We start from the raw sequence: 6,071 nt of genomic DNA, 5'->3' as shown, positions 1-6,071 counted from the left end.
GGCCAGGAAGGGCGGCGGGGGGAGCGCGGTGGGTTGGCTCTGGACCATCGCCGCGCACCGCCTGGTCGACGCGTTCCGGCGCCGCGCCCGCAAGGCGCAGGTGCCGCAGGTGCAGCTCATGCCGAGTACGTCCCCCGCCGCCGAGGACGAGGTGATGGCCGCCCGGATGGGGCAGGAGTTGGAGCAGGCTCTGCTCGTGCTGCCGCCGGAGGTCCGGGCCGCCCTGCGCGCCACCGTCCTCGACGGGCTCTCGCCACGGGAAGCATCGGTGCTGCTGGGCGTACCGGAGAACACCGTGAAGTCCCGCGTACGCCGAGCCCGGATCGCCCTACGGGAGGCGCTGTCATGACCACCCACCCCAGCCTGACCCAGATCGACAGGTACGCCGCCGGAGATCCCGGTCTGGACGAGGCCAGTGTCTGGGCGATCGAGGTCCACCTTGAGGACTGCGCCGATTGTCGTGCCCGGCTGGCCGCCAGCACCACTGCGGACGCCCGCTCCCTGATCGAGCGGGTCGCCATGAACCTGGACCATGAACTCGCGAAATCGCCGGCTCCCGCCGGGCGGGTCAGATCCTGGTCGGTGCTGCGGCAGCGCTGGCTCGTCGGCACGCTGCTGCCGTGGCTGGCGATGACCGTGGCGGTGCTCGCCTGTGCCGTGCTGCTCGGCGAACTGTGGGTCGGGCGGCCCTCGCTGGTGTTGCTTGTCGCACCACTGGCTCCGCTACCCGGCGTGGCGGTTGCCTGGCATCGCCGGATCGATCCGGCGTGGGAAGTCATCGCCGCCACCCCCGCCGCCGGTCTGACCACGCTGCTGCGGCGTACCGCAGCGGTGTTGGCAGTTGTCATTCCGGCGCTCGTCCTGGCGGGTGCCCGCACCGGAGTGTCGCTGGCGCTGATGCTGGCGCCGTGCCTGGCCTTCACCGCCGCGACGCTGCTGCTGGGCACCCTGATCGGCGTACGCCGGGCCGCGATCGGCCTGATCACGGCCTGGACGCTCGTGGTGATCGCACCAAGCCTCACCACCGCCCGGATTCCGGCGGTGCTGGCGGTGGAGAGCGCTCGCATCTGGGCACTGGCCGCCGTTGTCCTGACCATCGCGGCCTTCCTCCGAATCGACGGATTCCGGCGCATCGCCCAGCACGACTAACGCGCCCAGCACGACTAGGCGGAGAAACACCACCGCTGACGACTACCGAAAGAGTTGATGATGATGCGTGCCCTGAGTACGGCCGAGACAGCCGCCACCATCCACCCCTGGGCGATTCACGCTGAGGGTCTACAGGTCCGGGCCGGGCGGTACCTGGCCGTCAACGGCCTCGATCTGACCCTGAACACCGGGGTGCACGGACTGCTCGGCCCGAACGGTGCCGGAAAGACCACGTTGATCCGCGCCCTGGCGACGGTGCTGACCCCGGCCGGTGGGCAGCTGACGCTGCTCGGACACTCGGTCGGCGGTCGTTGCGATCTGCGCTCGGTGCGTCGCACCCTGGGTTACCTGCCGCAGCACTTCGGCTTCTACCCGCGCTTCACGGTACGCGAGTTCGTCGGGTACATGGCCTGGCTGAAGGAGATGCCCAAGACCGACATCCCGGCGGCGGTGCAGCGGGCCATCGATCGGGTCGGGCTGACCGCCAAGGCTGACGCCCGGCTGAAGACGCTCTCCGGCGGCATGCTGCGCCGGGCCGGTATCGCCCAGGCCATCGTGAACGACCCGCAGCTCCTGCTGCTCGACGAGCCGACCGTCGGTCTCGACCCGGAACAGCGCCTCGACTTCCGGGAACTGCTGCGTGACCTCGGCACCGACAGTTGCGTGCTGGTCTCCACCCACCTGGTCGAGGACGTGGTGGCAGCCTGCACCGACGTGGTGGTGGTGAACGACGGCCGCCTGGTGTGGCAGGGCACTCCCGACGTGCTGACCGCGCAGGGTGCCCAGGGAGATGCTGGCGACAGCCCGGCCGAACGGGGCTACTCCGCGCTCCTGCGCCTGCACCGCGCGGAGGCCGCCCGATGAACATCTTCGGTGTTGAACTGCGCCGTTGCGCCGCGCTCGGTGCTGCACTGATCGCACTGCTGATCGGGGTCGGCGCACTTTATGTGGCCCCGGGCCGGTGGTCGAGTGGCTGGATGGCGCTGGCCATGGCCATGCGGGAGTACCTGCTCCTGTTGTGGCCGCTGGCGCTGGCCGCCGGTGCCTGGCAGGGCCGCCGGGAGCATCGGGCGAAAGTCGGCGAACTCTTCGCCACCACCGCCCGACCCCGCGCCCAACGGATGCTTCCGGTGCTCGGCGCGATGGCCTTCACACTCGGGCTCGCGTACCTGCTGGTGACCGTGGCGGGCATCGCCTGGATCATCACCACCGCCCAGCACCGGCCGCTGCTGAACTTCCTCGTCGTCACCGGGGTCGGTGCGCTGTCTCTGGTCGCCGCGGCGTGGCTCGGCTTGGGGATCGGGCGCATGCTTCCCGCCCTGGTGACCGCCCCGGCGCTCGGGGTGGCGGGTGTCCTGATCGTCTTCTTCAGTGCCATCCGGTTTCCGGACTGGCTGGCCGCGGCGACCTCTCCGGTCCACGGATCGACCCCGTTCTCTGATTATCAGACGATCGACAACCGGGTCAGCGGGGCGCTCGCGATCACGATGACTGCCCTCGCCCTCACCGGCCTGCTGCTGTTCGTGGCCGGTGGCTGGCGCGGCCGTACGGCGGCGCTGCTGCCGGCGGTGCTCGGGGTCACCACGGCGATCGCTGTCGTCCCGAGCGATCGAGATGTGCTCAACTGGCCGGTCGACCCGGTCGCGCGGGAACTGGTCTGCACCGACGACGCCCCGAAGGTGTGCGTCAGCCGCATCCACGCCAACGTGCTCGACACCCTGACCCCGCTGGCCCGGGAAGGTCTGGCGGCGCTGGCGAAGCTGCCGGACGCGCCGACCGCCGTACACGAGGACACCACCATGTACGTGTCCGGAGAGGTCCGGCAGGTTCCGGATGGCGTCGTCACGATCGAGATCCGGATCGACGAACGCGGCGGTCTCGCCCACCCGGCCGCCGTGGTTCCCGGGATCGCCGACCGGCTCGGCGTCGGGTACGACGGAAACTGTCGGCAGGGTGATGAGGCGGTCGAGCGTGCGGCGGCCTACTGGCTGATGGGGCGCGAGCCGAGGTCGGAGGTCGGACTGGTGCCCGGCCTGGTCTCCGAGGATCCCGAGTTGAACACCGAGGCGCTCACCCTGTGGCAGGGGCTGCGTGAGCTGCCCGACGACGAGGCGCTGGCCCGGGTCGCGGCGGTCCGCGACGCCCTCCGGGCCTGCACGGAAGTCACCGGGCTGCTGTCCCGGAGCGCCCGGTGACCTTCACGCTTCTGTATCTGCGCTCCCGGCGCGTACCCCTGGCACTGGCCGTGGCCCTCGGCGGCGCGGCAGTGATCTGGACACTGTGGCTGGCCTTCGCTGCGAAGCCGGACATCCCCGTGACCGTGGTCGCCATGACCATCCTGCTGATGGCCGCGGTGCTGTCGGCCACCCTCGCCGGGCCGGACGAGAACCTGGACCGGACCGCCTCGCTGCGCTGGCCCTGGCGGCGCGCGCTGCACCTGCTCGCCGGCCTGGCAGTGATCGTGGTGGTGCAGATCGCCACCCTGCACACCGGAGCCCGGTTCGGCCCGGCCGCCCTGGTGCTCCGTGACGCCGCCGGTCTGCTGGGGCTGGCCGCTCTGTGCACGACCGTGGTCGGTGCCGACCGGTCCTGGTTCCTGCCGCTGGGCTGGACCACCATCTCGGTCATGTACTCCGTCGATGGCACCTGGGGAGCGGCTTTGACCTGGCAGGGCCAGCTGCCCGACAACAAACCCGCCGCACTGATGGCCACGGCACTCGCCGTCGGTGGGCTGATCGCCTACTCGCTCGCCGGCCCGGCCGGCAAGGAAGCATCCGAGTACATCAGGTGACGAGGGCGGTCGCCGCCGCGTACGCGGCGCCACGGCCGTGGGAGCGGGCCACGATGTGGCCGGCACGCAGGCGTACGGCGGCTTCGGTCTGCTCGGTGGCGCCGATGTCGAGGGCGGCGGCCAGCGCGGCCCGCTCGTCGAGGACGAGGCGCAGGGTCGGGGTGAACGCCGGCCCGAAGACCCGGCGCAGGCAGGCGACGATGTCGAGGATCCGCAGCCGGACCAGCGCGCCGCTCTCGGCCGGGTCCGTCGTCACGACCGCCACCGTGACCGCATCGCGGGGGCGGGCGGCGCGCACCGCTTCCTCTGCCGCGCCGAGCCGGCCGGTGCCGAGTACGACGATCAGACCGTCGGCGTCGAGTGCCGGGGGACCGCCGGTGATCTCGTCGCGCAGTCCTTCGGGTGGGGTCCAGGCGTCGTGACACTGCTGCGCGGCGGCGACGAAGGGCAGGTGGGGCGGGTCCCAGGTGTCGTCCGCGTCCAGGCCGGCGAGGTGTCGGCAGGCGCGCGCCACGTCGAACGGGTCACCGAAGCCGGGTGCCGTCTGGGCGAGGTGGGCCGCGCCGTCCAGCAGCGTCAGGATCAGCTCGGCCAGGCGTACCCGCCGGCTGGTGTCCCGGGCCCGGCAGGACTCCAGCGCGATGGCCAGCAGCAGGCTCTCCAGCCGGGTCACCTCGGCCAGGGCGGTGCGTCCGGGTTCGTCGTCGAAGACACCGGTCAGCGAGAGGCATCTCAGCTTGCTGGCGGCGGCCGGGTCGCCGGCCAGGGGCAGCCGTTCGAGTCGTACCCGCGCGAACGCCTCCGCGCCGCCGGCCACGTCGACCGGCCCGGCCGGTGCCACGGCGGTGGTGCCGGTGGCCGCGAGGCCGGGCAGTGAGTCGAGCAGGACCGCCAGGTACAGCGACCGTTTGCTGGGGAAGTTCGAGTAGACGGCACCCCGGGTCAGCTCGGCGCGGGCGGCGATCCGGTCGACCTTGGCGTCGGCGTAGCCGTGCTCGGTGAACTCCTGCACCGCTGCCGCGAGCACGGCGGCTCGGGTGCGCTCCTGCTGTTGGGCTCGGGTCAGCCGCACCATCGGGTCCTCTTTACCGGAAGCACTCGCACAGCATACGCTCATCATCCAGATGTTCAGAACATCTGAAAATCGTGACGCCCAGAGAAGGGATCCGCCGTGACCGACCACGGCTTGGAGACGTACGCACTCACCAAGCGCTTCGGCCGCACCACCGCGCTCGCCGGCGTCGACCTCGCCCTGCCCCGCGGCCAGGTCCTGGGCCTGCTGGGCCCCAACGGGGCCGGCAAGACGACGGTGATCCGCATCCTCGCCACCCTGCTGAGACCCGACACCGGCACCGCGCGGGTGGCCGGCTACGACGTGGTCCGCCAACCGGCGGAGGTACGCCGCCGCATCGCCCTGTCCGGGCAGCACACGAGCGTCGACGAGGAACTCGACGGCCGGGCGAACCTGATCATGATCGGCCAACTGCTCGACCTGACCCGGCGCGACGCCGCCCACCGGGCCGACGACCTGCTCGCCCGATTCGGCCTCACCGAGGTGGGCGGCCGACGCGTCGCCGCCTACTCCGGCGGCATGCGCCGCCGACTCGACCTGGCGGCGAGCCTGGTCGGCCGCCCGCAGGTGGTGTTCCTGGACGAACCCTCGGTCGGGCTCGACCCGGGCAAGCGTGAGGAACTGTGGCAGCTGATCCGCGACCTCGGCGCCGACGGGGTAACCGTGCTGCTGACCACGCAGTACCTGGAGGAGGCCGACGCTCTCGCCGACCTCATCACGGTCATCGACCAGGGAAAGGTCGTCGCCGCCGGCACCCCGGCGGAACTGAAACACCAGGTCGGCGGGCATACGGTGACCGTGCGGGTGACCGATCCCGCCGATGCCGACCGGGTCGCCGCCCTGCTCGCCGCGGTCACCGGCCGCAGCCCCGAACGCGCCACCCGGCAGCAACTCGCCGTGCCGGTGAACCAGGACGACGACTTCTTCCAGATCACCGCCCAACTACGCGACCAGGACGTCGACGTCAGCGAGCTGTCCCTCCGGCTACCCAGCCTCGACGAGGTCTTCCGCGCGCTGACGCGACCCGCCACCGTTGCCCCGACTCCACAGAGGCCCTGA

The 6,071-nt window shown here is 71.6% G+C and carries 7 protein-coding genes; 6 read left to right on the top strand and 1 reads right to left on the bottom strand.

What is annotated here, in order from left to right; translation table 11 throughout:
* The 5 genes from C1I93_RS12350 to C1I93_RS12330 all read left to right on the top strand — a co-directional run.
* A partial coding sequence (locus C1I93_RS12350; RefSeq protein WP_146603484.1) for an RNA polymerase sigma factor occupies nucleotides 1-349 on the top strand: 349 nt, incomplete at its 5' end.
* Nucleotides 346-1,149 carry a cupin domain-containing protein gene (locus tag C1I93_RS12345; protein ID WP_111243403.1) on the top strand — a complete coding sequence of 268 codons (804 nt, stop codon included), beginning with the start codon at nucleotides 346-348 and terminating at the stop codon, nucleotides 1,147-1,149. The genes C1I93_RS12350 and C1I93_RS12345, both read left to right, overlap by 4 nt.
* A 60-nt stretch (nucleotides 1,150-1,209) precedes the next feature.
* Entirely contained in the window at nucleotides 1,210-2,013 is an 804-nt protein-coding gene (locus tag C1I93_RS12340; RefSeq protein ID WP_420811771.1) for an ABC transporter ATP-binding protein, read from the top strand.
* The gene (locus tag C1I93_RS12335) at nucleotides 2,010-3,344 is read left to right on the top strand and encodes a hypothetical protein (RefSeq protein WP_111243402.1); all 1,335 of its coding nucleotides are present in this window, start codon (nucleotides 2,010-2,012) and stop codon (nucleotides 3,342-3,344) included. Before C1I93_RS12340 ends, C1I93_RS12335 begins: the two co-directional genes overlap by 4 nt.
* Nucleotides 3,341-3,940 (top strand): hypothetical protein, encoded by a 600-nt coding sequence (locus tag C1I93_RS12330; protein ID WP_111243401.1) that lies wholly within the window; start codon nucleotides 3,341-3,343, stop codon nucleotides 3,938-3,940. Before C1I93_RS12335 ends, C1I93_RS12330 begins: the two co-directional genes overlap by 4 nt.
* Here C1I93_RS12330 and C1I93_RS12325 read toward each other — a convergent pair.
* Nucleotides 3,933-5,015 (bottom strand): TetR/AcrR family transcriptional regulator, encoded by a 1,083-nt coding sequence (locus tag C1I93_RS12325; protein WP_111243400.1) that lies wholly within the window; start codon nucleotides 5,013-5,015, stop codon nucleotides 3,933-3,935. The genes C1I93_RS12330 and C1I93_RS12325 overlap by 8 nt on opposite strands.
* Nucleotides 5,016-5,111: 96 nt before the next feature.
* On the opposite strand from C1I93_RS12325, the gene C1I93_RS12320 reads away from it, so the two are divergent.
* The gene (locus C1I93_RS12320) at nucleotides 5,112-6,071 is read left to right on the top strand and encodes an ATP-binding cassette domain-containing protein (protein ID WP_111243399.1); all 960 of its coding nucleotides are present in this window, start codon (nucleotides 5,112-5,114) and stop codon (nucleotides 6,069-6,071) included.

It is taken from the genome of Micromonospora endophytica (genome assembly GCF_003236305.1).
In the GTDB taxonomy this organism is placed as follows: domain Bacteria; phylum Actinomycetota; class Actinomycetes; order Mycobacteriales; family Micromonosporaceae; genus Micromonospora; species Micromonospora endophytica.
The sequence above is the reverse complement of the archived record's forward strand: the minus strand, read 5'-3'. Positions and strand labels throughout refer to the sequence as shown.

Bases quoted from the DNA above. Each gene is read 5' to 3' on its own strand.
- C1I93_RS12345 (WP_111243403.1), top strand. From the start codon at position 346: ATGACCACCCACCCCAGCCTGACCCAGATCGACAGGTACGCCGCCGGA.
- C1I93_RS12335 (WP_111243402.1), top strand. From the start codon at position 2,010: ATGAACATCTTCGGTGTTGAACTGCGCCGTTGCGCCGCGCTCGGTGCT.
- C1I93_RS12340 (WP_420811771.1), top strand. From the start codon at position 1,210: ATGATGCGTGCCCTGAGTACGGCCGAGACAGCCGCCACCATCCACCCC.
- C1I93_RS12325 (WP_111243400.1), bottom strand. From the start codon at position 5,015: ATGGTGCGGCTGACCCGAGCCCAACAGCAGGAGCGCACCCGAGCCGCC.